Annotated in this window: 15 protein-coding genes; 4 read left to right on the top strand and 11 right to left on the bottom strand. The window is 62.2% G+C overall.

What is annotated here, in order from left to right; translation table 11 throughout:
- Positions 1 to 43: 43 nt before the first annotated feature.
- The 8 genes from C8C92_RS03735 to C8C92_RS03700 all read right to left on the bottom strand — a co-directional run bounded on the left by C8C92_RS03735 (position 44) and on the right by C8C92_RS03700 (position 6,721).
- A complete protein-coding gene (locus tag C8C92_RS03735) occupies positions 44 to 1,129 on the bottom strand; it encodes an enoyl-CoA hydratase/isomerase family protein (RefSeq protein ID WP_099760885.1) in 1,086 nt (361 codons plus the stop codon).
- Between the two features lie 135 nt (positions 1,130 to 1,264).
- Positions 1,265 to 1,624, bottom strand: coding sequence for a ribosome-associated translation inhibitor RaiA (gene raiA / locus C8C92_RS03730; protein ID WP_099760886.1), 360 nt, complete (start codon positions 1,622 to 1,624; stop codon positions 1,265 to 1,267).
- Between the two features lie 69 nt (positions 1,625 to 1,693).
- Positions 1,694 to 3,172, bottom strand: coding sequence for an RNA polymerase factor sigma-54 (locus C8C92_RS03725; RefSeq protein WP_099760887.1), 1,479 nt, complete (start codon positions 3,170 to 3,172; stop codon positions 1,694 to 1,696).
- Positions 3,173 to 3,176: 4 nt separating this feature from the next.
- On the bottom strand, positions 3,177 to 3,932 hold the full coding sequence (lptB, locus tag C8C92_RS03720; RefSeq protein WP_099760888.1) for an LPS export ABC transporter ATP-binding protein: 756 nt from the start codon (positions 3,930 to 3,932) through the stop codon (positions 3,177 to 3,179).
- On the bottom strand, positions 3,932 to 4,495 hold the full coding sequence (gene lptA / locus C8C92_RS03715) for a lipopolysaccharide transport periplasmic protein LptA (protein WP_099760889.1): 564 nt from the start codon (positions 4,493 to 4,495) through the stop codon (positions 3,932 to 3,934). The genes lptB and lptA overlap by 1 nt, the downstream gene beginning before the upstream one ends.
- Before the next feature lie 25 nt (positions 4,496 to 4,520).
- Positions 4,521 to 5,132 carry an LPS export ABC transporter periplasmic protein LptC gene (gene lptC, locus C8C92_RS03710; RefSeq protein ID WP_243420104.1) on the bottom strand — a complete coding sequence of 204 codons (612 nt, stop codon included), beginning with the start codon at positions 5,130 to 5,132 and terminating at the stop codon, positions 4,521 to 4,523.
- Between the two features lie 45 nt (positions 5,133 to 5,177).
- A complete protein-coding gene (locus C8C92_RS03705; protein WP_099760891.1) occupies positions 5,178 to 5,711 on the bottom strand; it encodes an HAD hydrolase family protein in 534 nt (177 codons plus the stop codon).
- Positions 5,711 to 6,721, bottom strand: a complete 1,011-nt coding sequence (locus C8C92_RS03700) for a KpsF/GutQ family sugar-phosphate isomerase (protein WP_099760892.1) — start codon at positions 6,719 to 6,721, stop codon at positions 5,711 to 5,713. The genes C8C92_RS03705 and C8C92_RS03700 overlap by 1 nt, the downstream gene beginning before the upstream one ends.
- A 108-nt stretch (positions 6,722 to 6,829) precedes the next feature.
- Between C8C92_RS03700 and C8C92_RS03695 the strand changes: the two genes are divergently transcribed.
- Positions 6,830 to 8,809 (top strand): monovalent cation:proton antiporter family protein, encoded by a 1,980-nt coding sequence (locus C8C92_RS03695; RefSeq protein ID WP_116743039.1) that lies wholly within the window; start codon positions 6,830 to 6,832, stop codon positions 8,807 to 8,809.
- A 14-nt stretch (positions 8,810 to 8,823) separates the two neighbouring features.
- Here C8C92_RS03695 and C8C92_RS03690 read toward each other — a convergent pair whose 3' ends face one another.
- From C8C92_RS03690 to C8C92_RS03680, 3 genes are all read right to left on the bottom strand, one after another.
- Positions 8,824 to 9,984 (bottom strand): DUF484 family protein, encoded by a 1,161-nt coding sequence (locus C8C92_RS03690; protein ID WP_116743038.1) that lies wholly within the window; start codon positions 9,982 to 9,984, stop codon positions 8,824 to 8,826.
- A 34-nt stretch (positions 9,985 to 10,018) separates the two neighbouring features.
- Positions 10,019 to 10,870, bottom strand: coding sequence for an MOSC N-terminal beta barrel domain-containing protein (locus C8C92_RS03685; RefSeq protein ID WP_116743037.1), 852 nt, complete (start codon positions 10,868 to 10,870; stop codon positions 10,019 to 10,021).
- Between the two features lie 128 nt (positions 10,871 to 10,998).
- Complete coding sequence (locus C8C92_RS03680) at positions 10,999 to 12,093, bottom strand: type II asparaginase (protein ID WP_099760896.1); 1,095 nt, start codon at positions 12,091 to 12,093, stop codon at positions 10,999 to 11,001.
- A gap of 133 nt (positions 12,094 to 12,226) precedes the next feature.
- Here C8C92_RS03680 and C8C92_RS03675 point away from each other — a divergent pair, with 133 nt between their 5' ends.
- The 3 genes from C8C92_RS03675 to C8C92_RS03665 all read left to right on the top strand — a co-directional run bounded on the left by C8C92_RS03675 (position 12,227) and on the right by C8C92_RS03665 (position 15,508).
- On the top strand, positions 12,227 to 12,619 hold the full coding sequence (locus C8C92_RS03675) for a hypothetical protein (protein WP_133250691.1): 393 nt from the start codon (positions 12,227 to 12,229) through the stop codon (positions 12,617 to 12,619).
- Entirely contained in the window at positions 12,616 to 13,443 is an 828-nt protein-coding gene (locus C8C92_RS03670; RefSeq protein WP_116743035.1) for a MipA/OmpV family protein, read from the top strand. Before C8C92_RS03675 ends, C8C92_RS03670 begins: the two co-directional genes overlap by 4 nt.
- Before the next feature lie 352 nt (positions 13,444 to 13,795).
- On the top strand, positions 13,796 to 15,508 hold the full coding sequence (locus C8C92_RS03665; protein ID WP_116743034.1) for an ATP-binding protein: 1,713 nt from the start codon (positions 13,796 to 13,798) through the stop codon (positions 15,506 to 15,508).
- Positions 15,509 to 15,543 lie beyond the last annotated feature (35 nt).

Raw genomic sequence — 15,543 nt, 5'->3', positions numbered from 1 at the left:
AACCACCTCTCCCTTCCGCTCGCTACGGTTTTATCCAGCGTTGTTACTTCAGATAATAAAGCGGATGCGCCGTGGCCGGCCAGACGGGGGCAAAGAAACGTGCCACCATGGCTGCATCGACCTCGTCCAGGCTGGCGGGGTTCCAACGTGGCGCATTGTCCTTGTCGACCACCAGCGCGCGCACGCCTTCGAGCACTTCGCCATGCGCGAAATTGTGGCGCACCACGCTGCGCTCCAGGCGCAGGCAGTCGGCCACACCCAGGTGGGCACCGCGCTGCAGCAATTCGAGGGTCACCGACATCATCAGCGGTGAACGCAAACGCATGGCCGCCAGGGCCTTGCCTGCGAACGCGCTGTCGTCCTGCGCCAGCGAGGCCATGATGGCGGCCACGGAAGGGGCGCCGAAGTGGCGGTCCAGCGCCGTGCGCGCGGTGGCCAAAGCAGAAGCCCCCGCCTCGGCCTGGAACGGCGCGGCCAGCGCCTTGATGGCCACCGGCAAGGCCTCGCCCGGCGTCGATTCGAACAGGGCCAGCAGCGCCCCCATCTGCGCCTCGGGCAGGTAGACATCGGCCAGCCCCGTGTACAGGGCATCGGCCGCGTTGATCGTCAAGCCCGTCAAGCCCAGGTACAGGCCCAGCTGGCCGGCCAGGCGGGACAGAAAATAACTGCCGCCCACGTCCGGGAACAAGCCGATATTGACTTCCGGCATGGCCATGCGCGTGCGGCCCGTGACGATGCGCAGGCGGTTGCCGGGCCCGGCTTGCGCCACGCCCATGCCGCCGCCCATGACCACGCCATCCATCACGGCGATATACGGTTTCGGGTAGAAATGAATGACATGATTTAAGGCGTATTCTTCTGTAAAGAAATCTTCCAGCAATGCACTGCCGCCTTGCGGCGTAGCCAGGCCCGCATCGTAAAAGAAACGGATATCGCCGCCGGCGCACAGGGCTTTTTCGCTGCTGGAACGGATCACGACGGCGTCCACCTGCGGATCGTCGCGCCAGGCCAGCAAGACGGCACTCAGGGCCCGCACCATCTCCAGCGACAGGGAATTGAAGGCTTTCGGACGGTCGAGCACGATGTGCCCGGTACGGTTGCGGATGGAGGTCTGGACGAAGTCGCTCATGGGAAAATGAAAGAAGTGAGAGTAGGCACATTCTAGCGCCTGCACGGGCAACATTGCGCTCGACAGGCAGGGGCGCAAAAAAGGGCGCAATGTGCGCCCTTAGTTGATCACAACCGGTTGAAAGTCGCAGGCCGTTTAGACGGCGGCTAATTCTTCTTCCGAGTTGTCTGGCAGATGCTTGATCGCCTCTTTACCGTGCCCTTGCACTTTGGTTTTGTATTTCATCACTTGCCTGTCCAGCTTGTCGATCAGGATATCGATTGCGGCATACAGGTCATGCGCCAGGCTTTCCACATAGACAGTTTTGCCACTCAGACGCAGGTTGACTTCGGCCTTTTGACGTTTTTCTTTCTCTTTGAGGTTATCCACGGTCAGAATCACGGCGATATCGATAACTTGATCGAAATGACGTTTCACGCGCTCCAGCTTCGTTTGTACGTATTCACGGATGGCTGGTGTCACTTCGAGATGATGTCCGCTGATGGTGAGATTCATACACACTCCTAAAGATGATCGGGTTCGTGCGGTCCATCCTATCCGGCCCGCAGAGGAACCGAAAAAAACTTACAAACACTTACGCAGGCTCACTGGCGGAATTTTCAACGCTTCCCGGTATTTGGCAACAGTACGTCGCGCAATCACCATGCCTTGTTCCCCCAGCATGTCCGCAATCTTACTGTCGGATAAAGGATTTTTAGGGTCTTCTGCTCCTGTCAGTTGCACGATCAATGCCCGTATCGCCGTCGATGATGCTTCGCCCCCCGCTTCGGTGGCGACGTGGCTACCAAAGAAATATTTCAACTCGAACATGCCGTGCGGGGTCAGCATGTACTTTTGAGTTGTTACCCGCGAGATAGTACTCTCGTGTAAACCCAGTGTATCAGCTATTTCACGGAGCACAAGGGGGCGCATGGCAACGGCCCCATGCGAGAAAAAGTTCTTTTGTCTTTCTACTATCGCCTGTGCCACGCGCAGGATCGTGTCGAAGCGCTGGCGCATATTCTTGATCAGCCACTTGGCTTCCTGCAACTGTGCGCCCATGGCGCCCTCGCCCTTGCCCTGCTTGAGCAAGTTGGCGTACATGGCGTTGACGCGCAGGCGCGGCATGACGTCGTTGTTCAGGGTGACTTGCCAGCCATTGCGCGCGCGCTTGACGACGACGTCGGGCACCACGTAATCGGACACGTCCGAGGCGAACACGGCGCCCGGATGCGGATTGCACTGGCGAATCACCGTTTGCGCTTCACGCAAGTCTTCCTCGTCGCAATCGAGGGCTTTTTTCAGCTTGTTGAAATCGCGCTGGGCAAACCAGGCCAGATGCTTTTCCACGATGACGAGGGCCATGCGCCGCGTCACCATGGCGACGTGCGGCAAACGCTTGATTTGCAGCGCCAGGCATTCGGATGCATTGCGCGCACCCACGCCGGGCGGATCGAAACTTTGCAACAGGGACAAGGCCGTGCGCATCTCGTCGGCGTCGATTTCCAGCTCTTCCGGCAGGCGCGCCAGGATGTCGTCGAGCGACTCTTCCAGGTAGCCATTGTCGTCGAGCGCGTCGATGATCAGCTCGACCAGCGCGCGGTCGCGCAACTCGAGCACCGTCACGCGCATCTGCTCCATCAGGTGCTCGCGCAGGGTGCAGTGATGGGCCTCCAATTGCGGACGCGAATCTTCGTCATCGGGCGCCTTGCCCCGGCTCGCCTCGCTCCAGTCGCTGTCGCCACCGTCTGCGGCGGCCGGGCTGTCGCTCGCCTCGCCGTCAAAGGTCTCCGCTTCGGCCGGCGCCGCAGGCGCATCCTGGCCTGGCGGCTGGGGCGGCGCTTCGGCCGGCGCGGCCGTGGAACTCAGGGCTCCGTCGGACAGCAGGCGCAGCGAATGGTCGAGCGGATCGTCGAGGCGCTCGAGCAAGGGATTGTCCGTCAGCAGTTGCTCGAGTTCCTGGTGCAATTCCAGGGTAGACAATTGCAACAGGCGTATCGATTGCTGCAACTGCGGCGTCAGTGCCAGGTGCTGCGAAGTGCGCAGCTGCAATGATTGTTTCATTGGCTCACATGCGGAAGTGTTCGCCCAGGTAGACCCGGCGTACCGACTCGTTCGCGATGATGTCGTCGGGGCGTCCCGACGCCAGCACCGAGCCCTGGTTGATGATGTAGGCACGGTCGCAGATACCCAGCGTCTCGCGCACATTATGGTCGGTGATCAGCACGCCGATATTGCGCTCCTTCAAGAAGCGCACGATGCGCTGGATCTCGATCACGGCAATCGGGTCGACACCGGCGAACGGTTCGTCGAGCAGCACGAAACGCGGGTCGGTAGCCAGCGCGCGGGCGATTTCCACGCGGCGTCGCTCGCCGCCCGACAGCGACAGCGCCTGGTTCTCGCGCAACTTTTCAATCTGCAAGTCAGCCAGCAATTTATCCAGGCGCTCCTCGATCTCGGCCTTCTTCAAAGGACGGCCTTCGACGGTCTGGATTTCCAGCACGGCGCGGATATTGTCTTCCACCGTCAGCTTGCGGAAGACGGACGCTTCCTGCGGCAGATACGACAGGCCCATCTGCGCGCGGCGGTGGATCGGCAGGCGGGAAATGTCCACGCCGCTGATATCGATGCTGCCGCCGTCCGACGGCACCAGGCCGACGATCATGTAGAACGAGGTGGTCTTGCCGGCGCCGTTCGGGCCCAGCAATCCCACCACTTCGCCGCATTCGACTTGCAGCGATACATCATGCACGACTTGCCGCTTGCCATAGGTTTTTTGCAGCCCGCGAACGATCAGGGTGCTGCCGCAACGTGTATTGTCCATTAGTTCTTTCCTGGTGCGGGCGTGGCCGGCGCCTTGGGCTTCGGCTGGATCACCATGCGCACGCTGCCGCCATCGGGGGTGCTGGTGCCGCTGTCGGAATTTTCCATTTTGAATACTTCCTTGCGGCTGTCATACGAGATGAAGGCGCCGTTGGCCACGTCGGTCACTTTCGTGCCTTCCAGGCGCGTCAGCTTGGCCTTGGAAAACAGTTTCACCACTTCCGTCTTGTTATCGTATTCCACGCGCTCCGCCTCGCCTTCCACCCACAGGTCACCCGCGCCATCGCGCTTCTGGCGGAAGGTGGCCAGCTTGCCGGGATCGGCCCAGAAGGTGATGAACTGGTAGCCTTGCGGGTCTTCCGTGATCAGGGCCCGGCCCGCCTTCATGGTCAGAGTCCCTTTCACCAGCACGACGTCGCCCGTCAGGGTACGCACCTGCTTGACGTCATCGACGTGGCCGCTACGTGCCGTGATGACGGCTTCCTTCTCGGAATCGGCCTTCTCGGCATGCGCCACGCCCATCATGGCCAGAGAAAATACGGTCAACAGCAAGATATTCTTCATAGTATGGTTTCCTTGTTTCATTCTGTCATTTTGCCGCCGCAGCCGGGCGCGGTTTCGGCGGGAGGACCATGCGCAGCGCATTCGACACTTCCACCACGCCGGTGGCGTTATTGGCCTTCATGCCGATGCCATTGATGCGCGAGGCGCCCGTCAGGATATCGACAGGCACGTCCGTTTCCATTCTTTCTTCATCCGGGAATACCGTCAGCGCTTCCGTCTTGACTGTCAGGTTCTGCGCCTTCGGACTGGCCACGCGGTCGATCACGACATTGCGGTGCAGTTGCAGCCGGGTATTGCCCTGGTCGATATGCGCCAGTTCCGCATTCATGTTCATCGGCGGCATGCCTGGCGTGAGCTTGCGCACGAAAGGCTGGTCGATATCGGAGGAATCATCGAGCGGATAATGCGTGAGCTTGGTGCCCGACACGATATAGCTGGGTTTACCCGTCAAGTCCATGCGCACCAGGCTGAAATTGGTGATGAAATAGTCTGGCTCATCCAGATGCTTGCTGGCCGTGATGTCCTGGGCATTCTTGTTCATCACTTCCAGCAGCCAGAAGCTGCCCAGCGCAAAGACGACGGCCCCAAGCACGGTAAAAATCATGCGCCAGCGATGGGCGCCTCCTGGCTTACGCATAGGCTTTCACTCTTTCAAATCTGACTGGCGGCAAGGCGATGCGCCTCACTCCAGGAATGGCGCCATGACGCGCGCATAGTTATCCTGCGCGCGCAGCAGGAATTCGCAGATCTCGCGCACCGCGCCACGACCGCCGCCGGCCTGCGTCACATGGTGCGCCAAGTCCAGCGCTTCCGGACGCCCGCCCGGCACGCTGACGGCAAAGCCCACGCGGCGCAGGATGGGCGCATCGATGACATCGTCGCCGATATAGCCGCATTGCTCTTCCGTCAAGCCCGTCAGCGCCAGCAGTTCGCGAAACGGCGTCAGCTTGTCGTGACCGCCCTGGTGCACATGGGTAATGCCCAGGTCTTGCGCGCGGCGCGCCGTGATGGCCGAGCGGCGTGCGCTGATGATGGCCGTCTGCACGCCCGATTCCTGCAGCAGCTTGATGCCCAGGCCATCATACACATTAAACGTTTTCATCATCTCGCCATCGGGGCCGAAATGCAGGCTGCCGTCGGTGAGCACGCCATCGACGTCAAAGATCATCAGTTTGACTTTGGCCGCGCGCGCCAGGTTGTCCGCTACGCTCTCCATCAGATCACCTTCGCTTGCGTCAGATCATGGATATGCAGCGCGCCTACCAGCTTGCCGTCGGCATCGACGACCAGCATCTGGTTGATGCGGAACTGCTCCATCACGGCCACGGCATCGACGGCCAGGCGTTCGGGCGCGATGCTGCGCGGCTGCGCATGCATGACGTCGCGGATCGCCACTTGCGTGAAATCCTGCACACGCTCGAACATGCGGCGCAAGTCGCCATCGGTAAACACGCCCACGGGGCGCTCATCCGCATCGACGACGGCCGTCATGCCCATGCCCTTCTTCGTCATTTCTTCCAGCGCCTGCAGCAAGGAAGCGTCCACGGGCACCTTCGGTACCCGTTCGCCGCTGCGCATGACGTCATGCACATGCGTGAGCAGGCGGCGGCCCAGGGCGCCGCCCGGGTGCGAGCGGGCGAAATCTTCTTCCTTGAAGCCGCGCAAGTCGAGCAAAGCCACGGCGATCGCATCGCCCAGGGCCAGGGTGACGGTGGTGCTGGCCGTCGGCGCCAGGTTCAGCGGACAGGCTTCTTTCTCAACAGAAATATCCAGGTGCACGTCAGCCAATTGCGCCAGGCTGGAGTTCGGCTTGCCCGTCATGGAAATGAGCACGCCACCCATACGCTTGACGACGGGCATGATGGCCATCAGTTCCGACGATTCGCCGGAGTACGATATGGCAATAAACGCATCGTCCGAGGTGACCATGCCCAGGTCGCCATGGGCCGCTTCGGCCGGATGCACGAACAGGGCCGGCGTGCCGGTGGAAGCGAGGGTGGCGGCAATCTTGCGCGCGATATGGCCGGACTTGCCGATGCCGGAGACGACGACACGCCCCTTGCATTGCAGCAACATCGCCACGGCGCGGCCCACGCTGTCGTCCGTGGCCAGGCGCGCGTGCAGCGCAACGATGGCGTCGGACTCGATCTGCAAGGTGGTGCGGGCCAGCGCGACGGCGCGCTCGGTCGTCGCTTGCATGTCAATTCGATCAAAAGCTTTCAGCATTGTTTTTTCATGGGTTACACTCATGCCCAAAGTATAAACGAATTAGGAAAGCAAAAAACTTGCCAGTCACAACAAACAACGATTTCCATTGACCGTACCGGGCAACCCATGTTTTCCTCGCTTGAACTGACCCTGATGTTACTCGGCAGCGCCGTGCTGGGCGTGGTCGCTTTCAGAATGTTGCATCTGCCGCCCATGCTGGGCTACCTGGCCGTCGGCATCGTCATCGGCCCCCATGCGCTGGGCCTGGCGGCGGAAAACGAGGCCAGCCACACCCTGGCCGAGTTCGGCGTCGTCTTCCTGATGTTTTCCATCGGGCTGGAATTTTCTCTGCCCAAGTTCCTCGCCATGCGGCGCATCGTCTTCGGCCTTGGCATGGCGCAGGTGGTCACCACCATCATCGCCACCGTCGTCTTCGGCTGGTTCGTCGGACGCTACCTGTCCGCCTACCTCCACCTGAGCTGGCAAGCCGCGTTCGCCCTGGGTGGCGCGCTGGCCATGTCGTCGACGGCCATCGTTTCGAAAATGCTCACGGAACGGCTGGAACTGGAAAGCGAACACGGCCGCAAGATCATCGGCATTTTGCTGTTCCAGGACCTGGCCGTGGTGCCCCTGCTGATCCTGATCCCCGCCCTCACGCGCGATTCCGACAATCTGGCCGAAACCCTGGCCTGGGCGGGCGGCAAGGCCCTGGTTGTCCTCATTCTGCTCTTGTTCATCGGCCAGAAGCTGGTGCGCGGCTGGCTGACCATCGTCGCCAAGCGCCGCTCGCAAGAATTGTTCATGCTCAACCTGCTCTTGATCACGCTGGGCGCGGCCTGGATCACGGAACGGGCCGGGCTGTCGCTGGCCCTGGGGGCGTTTGTTGCCGGCATGCTCATTTCCGAGACGGAATTCAAGCACCAGGTGGAAGAGGATATCAAGCCGTTCCGCGACGTGTTGCTGGGCCTGTTCTTCATCACCGTCGGCATGCTGCTCAACATCCGCGTGGTACTCGACAACTGGTGGCTGGTCTTGCTGCTGCTGTGCGGCCCCGTGCTGCTGAAATTTGCCCTGATCGCGGGCCTGGCCCGGCTGTTCGGCTCCAGCAACGGCGTGGCCTTGCGCACGGGGCTGGGGCTGGCGCAGGCGGGCGAATTCGGCTTCGTGCTGCTGAACCTGGCGGGCGGCATCAAGCTGATGGATCCGTTCGTCGTGCAGGTGGTGCTGGCCTCGATGGTGCTGTCGATGCTGGTGGCGCCCTTCCTCATCGCCAAGTCCGACGCCATCGTCATGAAGCTGGCGGCCAACGACTGGATGATGCAATCGCTGGCGCTGACCAAGATCGCCACGCGCACCATGGCGTCGCAGAAACACGTGCTGATCGCCGGCTTCGGGCGCAGCGGCCAAAGCCTGGCCACCCTGCTGGCGGAAGAAAAGATCGAATACCACGCGCTGGACCTGGACCCGGAACGGGTGCAGGAAGCGCAGCTGGCTGGCGCCCACGTCTCGTATGGCGACGCGGGCCGGCGCGAAAGCCTGGTGGCGGCCGGTATCTACCGGGCCAGCGCCGTGGTGATCACCTATGCGAATACCCCCTCGGCACTGAAGTTATTGCATTTACTTAAAGAAATGGCGCCGACCTTGCCCGTCATCGTGCGCAGCTACGACGATACCGACCTCGACCAGTTGAAGAAAGCGGGCGCGGCCGAAGTGGTGCCGGAATTGATGGAAGGCAGCCTGATGCTCGCCTCGCACGCGCTGATCATGATGGGCGTGCCCCTGCGCCGCGTGGTGCACCGGGTGCAGGCGGCGCGCGAAGAGCGCTATGCGTCCTTGCGCGGCTATTTCCACGGTTCCAGCGATACAGGCGACGATGCCGAGCTGGAACGCCTGCATACAGTCACCGTCAGCGAGGGCGCGCAGTGTGTGGGCTTGCCCTTGAGCATGCTCGACGTGGCTGGCTGCGGTGCGACCGTGACGGCCATCCGCCGCGGCCGCGACCGCCTCGATGTCACCCCCGAGACGCAGCTGGCCAGCGGCGACGTGGTGGTATTGCGCGGCACGGCCGACGCCGTGGCCAAAGCCGAAACATTATTATTGAAATAGTCAGCCGATGTTGGTCAGCCGACCTGCGCCTGCCAGCTGATGACCTTGTTGCGTCCGCCCGCCTTGGCCTGGTACAGGGCCTGGTCGGCGTGCGCCACCAGCTGCTGCGCCACCGTTTCGATCGGTTGCAGTGCCGCGTCCGCCTCAAGGCTGGCCACGCCGATCGACACGCTGACCCACGCTTGCGCGCTGCCCGGCAAGTCAAACATGGTGCCGGCGATGCTGGCGCGGATGCGTTCGGCAACGAAGGTCGCGCTGTCGAGGTCGGCATCGATCAGCAGGACGACGAATTCCTCGCCGCCGAAGCGGCCCAGCGCATCGGAGCGGCGCAATTCCGTGCGGATGCGCGTGGCCACTTCGCGCAGTACTTCATCGCCGCCCTGGTGGCCATAGGTGTCATTGACCAGCTTGAAATGGTCGATATCGATATACATACACGAAATGCAATAATTCTGGCGCCGCGCGCGACCGATTTCTTCCAGCAGCCGGCGGTCGATATAGCGGCGGTTATAGACGCCCGTCAAGGAATCGGTCAAGCCGATGTACTTCAGCATTTCATTGCTGATCACGTTTTCCAGGCAAATGGCGATGATGGAGGCCATGTGCTTGATGAAATCCGTGCCCAGCGAAGGCGTGAAGCGCGTCATGTCGCCGCTGGCCAGGTTCAGGCTGCCAATCAGGCGCTTGTTGCGCAACAATGGCACCAGCGCCACGCTGCGCAAGGGAGCGTCGATGCCCGGAAAACGGGGGCCATGCACGGCGGCGTCGAACTGTCCCAGCAGGGGCGACGGCGGCAAGGCCGCCTCCCCTTCAGCTGCGGGCTTTGGTGCAGCAAAACCCAGCTCCGCCACGGCATGCACGAACAGCAACTGCGGAAAGGCGCTGAAATCGACGCCCAGCTTTTCCATCACCAGCACGATATCGTCATCCTCGTCGAGCAGGCTCAACGTAACGCCGTCGAGGTCGGAAATCACGGGCAAGGTGCGAAAAATGGTGCCGATCAGTTCGGGAAAGGTGGACGCGCTGACGATTTCCAGGTCAAACGCCTGGTGGCGGCACATGATGTCGTGGTTGCGCTCGACCTGTTCCAGCAGGAAAGCCATGCGCGCGCGCAAGGCCTGGTTTTCGGCTTCGAGGCTGGCAATGCGCGGGTCCGGCGGTATTGCTTGATTCATAGAAACCTTAAACCCTTGTGTGCGGGCGCCATGCTTAAAATGCCAGTTCGAAACCGATGTCCTGCCCCACCACGATGCGCTCGTCGCCGCCTTCGGTGACGATGGCGTTCATGCCGAAGCAGATGGCGCCATCGAGTTCGGGCTTGGCACGATAGCCATGCATGACGTCGAGCGGGTCCGGTCCCGGCACGCCCGTGGCCTGGTCCACCGACGGGATCGGGCAGCGCGAGCACGGCTTGACGGGTGTTAACACGGTGGCGCCGAATTGCAGGAAGTCGGCGTAGTCTTCCTCGAAGGCACCGATGTCGCCGATCACCAGATTGGGACGGAAACGGTTCATCGGCAGCGCCTCGCGGCCGGCGGCGCTCAGCTTGTCATTCACGTCATCGAGCGAGGCACTGCCGGCGATCAGCACTGGGTAGCCGTCGGCAAACATGGTCGAAGCGGCCACGCCGCCCGTCCAGGTGGTGCTGGTGGCGCGCACCACGTCCGGGTGAAAGCGCACCAGGCGGCACGGCACGCCGATGGCGTTGGAAAACCAGGTGGCCGTGACGTCGTCGCAATCGTAGGCGCGCACGCTATCGTCCCACACCTGCACTTCCAGCATGGGTGCCAGTTGCGGATGTGGCAAGCCCAGCTCGATTTCCAGGCGCAGCATGCCCGGTGCGCGCAATTCCAGGGTGGTGGCCTTGATGGAAGGCACGATCAGCGCCATGCGCGGATGTTCGCGCTGGGTCAGGAAACGGCCCTGCGCATCGACCACCATCCATTCGCGGTCGAACACGTGTTCGCTCATCAGCCCTGAGCGCGTCAAGACCGCCTCGCGCAAATGGATGCCGGCGCACGATTTGATCGGATACAGGATGATGTCGGACAGGATAGCCATGAACAGGGGACAAGGAACAGTGTTGCTGCTTCTGCCAGGAAGTTATTCAGAAGCGAAGTATGGCAGCAAAGCGGGCAAGCGTAAATCAGCCAGGCTCAGCCAATAAGGCTGGCCTGGCGCGAGAAGGATCAATACGTGTAGAAAATACGCTGGATTTCTTGCGTACTGTTGGTCTTGGTCAAGGCCAGCATCAGCAGGATGCGGGCTTTTTGCGGGTTCAGGGTGTCGGACACGACACTGTCGAGTTCATCGTCGTTGGCTTCGCCATTGCGCGCCACGATGCCCTGGCCGACGCGGCTCGAACGCACGATCAGCACGCCCTTCTGGCGCGCTTCCACCAGGGCCGGCTTCATTTGCGCGGCCACGCTGCCATCGCCCACGCCCGCGTGGATGATGCCCTTGGCGCCGGCGGCAATAAACGCGTCCATGCCGACACGGTTCATGTTGGCGTAGCCATACACGATGTCCACTTGCGGCAAGGCATCGAGCTTGCTGATGTCAAATTCCGATTCCAGGGTGTGCTTGCGCGTCGACTGGCGGTAGAAAAAGGCCTTGCTGCCCTGGATGTAGCCGAGCATGCCCAGTTCCGGCGATTTGAAGGTATCGGTCGTCGAGGTGTTCGTCTTGGTCACTTCGCGCGCCGCGTTGATCTGGTCGTTCAAGGCCACCAGCACGCCCTTGCCCACGGCTTCCTTGCTGCCAGCGAGCATCACGGCGTTGTACAGATTGATGGGACCGTCGGCCGAAATGGCGGTCGACGGACGCATGGCGCCCACCACGACCACCGGTTTGTGGCTCTTCACGGTGAGGTTCAGGAAATACGCCGTCTCTTCGATGGTATCAGTGCCGTGCGTGACGACCACGCCATCGACATCGTTCGAGGCCAGCAGCACGTTGATGCGTTTGGCCAGGGCCAGCCAGTGGCTATTGCCCATGCTTTCGCTGGCGATCTGGAACACTTGCTCGCCTTTCACATTCGCCACTTTTTTCAGTTCCGGCACGGCTGCGATCAGGCGCTCGACGCCCACGGTGGCCGAGGTGTAGCCGACGGTGGTGGTGCTGTCGGCGCCGCTGCCGGCGATGGTGCCGCCCGTGGCCAGGATCACCACATTCGGCAATTTGACGGCCGCTTGCTGCGCGCGCGCGGGGGACGCGGCGACAAAGCCCATCAGCAAGGTGGCCAGCATCAGCTGTGCACAAGAATGGAATTTACGTGAAAACATGGTGCTCCCGTGAAGTGTACTGTCAAAAATAACAAAGTCGTGTGCAAATTATATGTCATCAGTGCCGCACGAATCCCCCAATTCATGCGTCCCGCGCAAACGTGCGCACCTGCGCATGGGCTACAGTGGCGCCATGTCCACACTACTCTCCCTGCGCGCCTGCCTCGTCCTGCCTCTGATCCTGATCGCGCTGGGCGCCTGCTCCACGCAAACCGAACTGCGCATGGCGGCGCAGCAGGAGCAGTTCGCCCGCGAATCGGCCAGCCAGGGAGACTGGGCGCAAGCCATGCGCAGCTATGCGGCCGCGGCCGACAATGCCGAACTGGGCCATGGCGACTTCGCTTGGCAGGCGCGGCTGCATCATGAGGCAGGACGCGCCGCCAGCGTGGCCTGCCGCTACGATGCGGCCGAGTTTCATTTCCGCCAAGCCATCGCGCTGGCAAAGAAAAGCGGTCAATCGAGCGCGCTCAGCGAGAAGGCACTGGAATCGCTACAGGCCGGCAAACCCTGCGGAGTTCCCCGATGAATATCGCGCCTGCCTTGCTGGCCTTCATCACCTTCCTGGCCGCCATGGCGCCCGCGTACGCCGCCGAGCCGGCGTTACCCTTATGGGAAGCGGGCATCTTCGGCGGCACGGCCGTCACGCCCGCCTATCCGGGTGCCAGCGAGCGCTCGACGCGCAGCCTGGCCCTGCCCTATCTGATTTATCGCGGAAAAGTGCTGCGGGCCGATCGCTCCGGCGTGGGCGCGCGCCTGCTCGACACGGAGCGGGTGGAATTCGACGTGGGTTTCGCCCTGTCCTTGCCGGCCAGGTCCAGCGACGTGCCGGCCCGGCGCAGCATGCCGGACCTGGGCACCCTGTTGGAATTTGGCCCGCGCCTGAAAATCAAGCTGGCCGAGCCGACGCAACACAGCCGCCTGGGCCTGGAACTGCCCTTGCGCGCCGTCATCGAAGCGCGCGGCGGCCTGCGCCGCCAGGGCGCCACGTTCGAGCCGCGCCTCGTGTACGCGCTGCAAGGCGAGCAGCAGGCATGGCACGTCGATGCCAGCGTCGGCGCCGTACTGGGCAATGCCGCCATCAACGATTACTTTTATGGGGTCAGCCCCGCGTTTGCCACCGATCAGCGTCCGGCGTATGCGGCAAAAAGCGGGCTGATGCTCACGCGCCTGGGCCTGGGCGGTTCCTACCGGCTGCACCAGGACTGGCGCGCCTTTGCCTTTGTACGCTACGACAACTACGCAAGCGCCGCCAACCGTGCCAGCCCCCTGCTGCGCCAGAACAGCGGCACCTCGGCCGGTATCGGTCTGATGTGGACGTGGCAACGCTCGGGCCGCATGGCCGTCGAATGATGATTGTGCCCGATAGTGCGGGAACACGGCACTGGCCGGTCGGGTTTCTGGAGGGATATACACGATGCCGTCGGATTGCCAGAAGGCGTGCTGGAGTTGATCGTCGCATTGACCAGCACCTCAAGGCCGGCGTTTGCGGCGTGATCGACGTCAGCCGGTTGCCCGGCTGACGTCGTCTTGTCCGCGTGATGCACGCGGCGATGGGAAGGAAATTTGCTAAAATATCCTTTGTCATGTGGTTTAGCAACACAGACAGCAGCGTCTTTCACAAGACAACAGCGCCTGTCGCTCAACAATGTGCAGCCAGCCCAATCCGACCGGAAGCGGGCGTTGCGAACCAAGGGCAGTAAGCATGAACGACATTCACCGTGCCGGCACCGCCGCGCGCGCAGCCCAGCCTGCGCTCCTGAAAGCGGGCGTACTGCAGGAAGCCATCTTCAACAGCCCCTATTTTTCCTGCATCGCCACCGATGCACAGGGTGTGATCCAATTATTCAATGTCGGCGCCGAGCGCATGCTGGGCTATCAGGCAGACGAGGTGATCAACCAGATCACGCCGGCCGGCATATCCGATCCGGCCGAGGTCATCAGCCGCGCCACCGCCCTCTCCGGGGAAATCGGTACGCTGATCGCGCCCGGTTTTGAGGCGCTCGTCTACAAGGCGTCGCGCGGGATCGAAGACAGTTATGAGCTGACGTATGTGCGCAAGGATGGCAGCCGCTTCCCGGCGATCGTCTCGGTGACGGCGCTGCGCGATGCGGACGACGCCATCATCGGCTATCTGCTGATCGGCACCGACAATACCGTGCGCAAGCATGCGGAGCAGGAGCGCGAGCTACTCAATCGCGTGCTGAGCGACAATAGCATCGAACTGGAAAACGCGCGTGCGCAGGCGGATAAGGCCAACCGCGCCAAGTCGGAATTTCTGTCGAGCATGAGCCATGAGTTGCGCACGCCGCTCAACGCGGTACTGGGCTTTGCCCAGCTGATGGCGTCGGACACGCCGCCGCCCAGCGCCTCGCAGCAACGCTCGCTGGAGCAGATCCTCAATGGCGGCTGGTATCTGCTACGCCTGATCAATGAAATTCTCGACCTGTCGATGATCGAATCGGGGCGGGTCGCCATGTCGCGCGAGGCGATGGCGCTCACCGAAGTCTTGCGCGACTGCCGCGCGATGATCACGCCGCAGGCGCAAAAGCGCGACATCACGCTGACCTTCCCTACACTCGACCAGCCGTTCTACGTACATGCCGACTTGACGCGCGTCAAACAGGTGGTCATCAACCTGCTGTCGAATGCGATCAAATACAACCGCACGGGCGGCAGCGTGCAGGTGGAATGCAAACGGCATGGCGATAAAGTGCGCCTGAGCGTGCGCGACACCGGCAACGGCCTGAGCGCCGAGCAATTGCAACAATTATTCCAGCCGTTTAACCGGCTGGGACAGGAAGCCGGCACCGAGGAAGGTACCGGCATCGGCCTCGTGGTCACCAAGCAGCTGGTCGAGCTGATGGGTGGCACGCTGGGGGTGGAGAGCGAGGTCGGGGTCGGCACGCTGTTCTGGATCGAATTGGCAGCCTCATCTGCTCCTGAACTGCAACTCGGCGAGCATGCCGGGAATATGGGCCTGGAGCCATCGGCTGATGCGCCGCTCGATGCGCCGCGCCGCAAGGTGCTGTACGTGGAGGACAATCCGGCCAACCTGATCCTGGTCGAGCAATTGATCGCCCGCCGCAGCGACCTGGGCATGCTCAGCGCCGTCGATGGCCACCTCGGCATCGCGCTGGCGCGCCAGCACCAGCCCGATCTGATCCTGATGGACATCAATCTGCCCGGCATCAGCGGCACCGAGGTGCTGGGCTTGCTGCGCGTCGATCCGCTGACGGCGCACATCCCCGTCATCGCCTTGTCGGCCAACGCCCTGCCGCGTGACGTGCGCAAAGGCCTCGACGCCGGCTTCCTGCGCTATCTGACCAAGCCCATCAACGTACCCGAGTTCATGGAGGCGCTCGACACGGCGCTCAGCTTGACGACAGCGTCGACCAAGGGTGCCACAACGCCATAGCGTGCTGTACGCGCGCCAGAAACAAAAAAACCTCG

Origin of the sequence: Janthinobacterium sp. 78 (assembly GCF_003096775.1) — a bacterium.
Lineage (GTDB): Bacteria > Pseudomonadota > Gammaproteobacteria > Burkholderiales > Burkholderiaceae_D > Janthinobacterium > Janthinobacterium tructae.
Note: the sequence above shows the minus strand (reverse complement) of the source record. Positions and strands in the feature narration are given on the sequence as shown.

Coding starts and splice junctions, on each gene's coding strand:
- C8C92_RS03735 (WP_099760885.1), bottom strand. CDS start 1,129: ATGAGCGACTTCGTCCAGACCTCCATCCGCAACCGTACCGGGCACATC.
- raiA (WP_099760886.1), bottom strand. CDS start 1,624: ATGAATCTCACCATCAGCGGACATCATCTCGAAGTGACACCAGCCATC.
- C8C92_RS03725 (WP_099760887.1), bottom strand. CDS start 3,172: ATGAAACAATCATTGCAGCTGCGCACTTCGCAGCACCTGGCACTGACG.
- lptB (WP_099760888.1), bottom strand. CDS start 3,932: ATGGACAATACACGTTGCGGCAGCACCCTGATCGTTCGCGGGCTGCAA.
- lptA (WP_099760889.1), bottom strand. CDS start 4,495: ATGAAGAATATCTTGCTGTTGACCGTATTTTCTCTGGCCATGATGGGC.
- lptC (WP_243420104.1), bottom strand. CDS start 5,132: ATGCGTAAGCCAGGAGGCGCCCATCGCTGGCGCATGATTTTTACCGTG.
- C8C92_RS03705 (WP_099760891.1), bottom strand. CDS start 5,711: ATGGAGAGCGTAGCGGACAACCTGGCGCGCGCGGCCAAAGTCAAACTG.
- C8C92_RS03700 (WP_099760892.1), bottom strand. CDS start 6,721: ATGCTGAAAGCTTTTGATCGAATTGACATGCAAGCGACGACCGAGCGC.
- C8C92_RS03695 (WP_116743039.1), top strand. CDS start 6,830: ATGTTTTCCTCGCTTGAACTGACCCTGATGTTACTCGGCAGCGCCGTG.
- C8C92_RS03690 (WP_116743038.1), bottom strand. CDS start 9,984: ATGAATCAAGCAATACCGCCGGACCCGCGCATTGCCAGCCTCGAAGCC.
- C8C92_RS03685 (WP_116743037.1), bottom strand. CDS start 10,870: ATGGCTATCCTGTCCGACATCATCCTGTATCCGATCAAATCGTGCGCC.
- C8C92_RS03680 (WP_099760896.1), bottom strand. CDS start 12,093: ATGTTTTCACGTAAATTCCATTCTTGTGCACAGCTGATGCTGGCCACC.
- C8C92_RS03675 (WP_133250691.1), top strand. CDS start 12,227: ATGTCCACACTACTCTCCCTGCGCGCCTGCCTCGTCCTGCCTCTGATC.
- C8C92_RS03670 (WP_116743035.1), top strand. CDS start 12,616: ATGAATATCGCGCCTGCCTTGCTGGCCTTCATCACCTTCCTGGCCGCC.
- C8C92_RS03665 (WP_116743034.1), top strand. CDS start 13,796: ATGAACGACATTCACCGTGCCGGCACCGCCGCGCGCGCAGCCCAGCCT.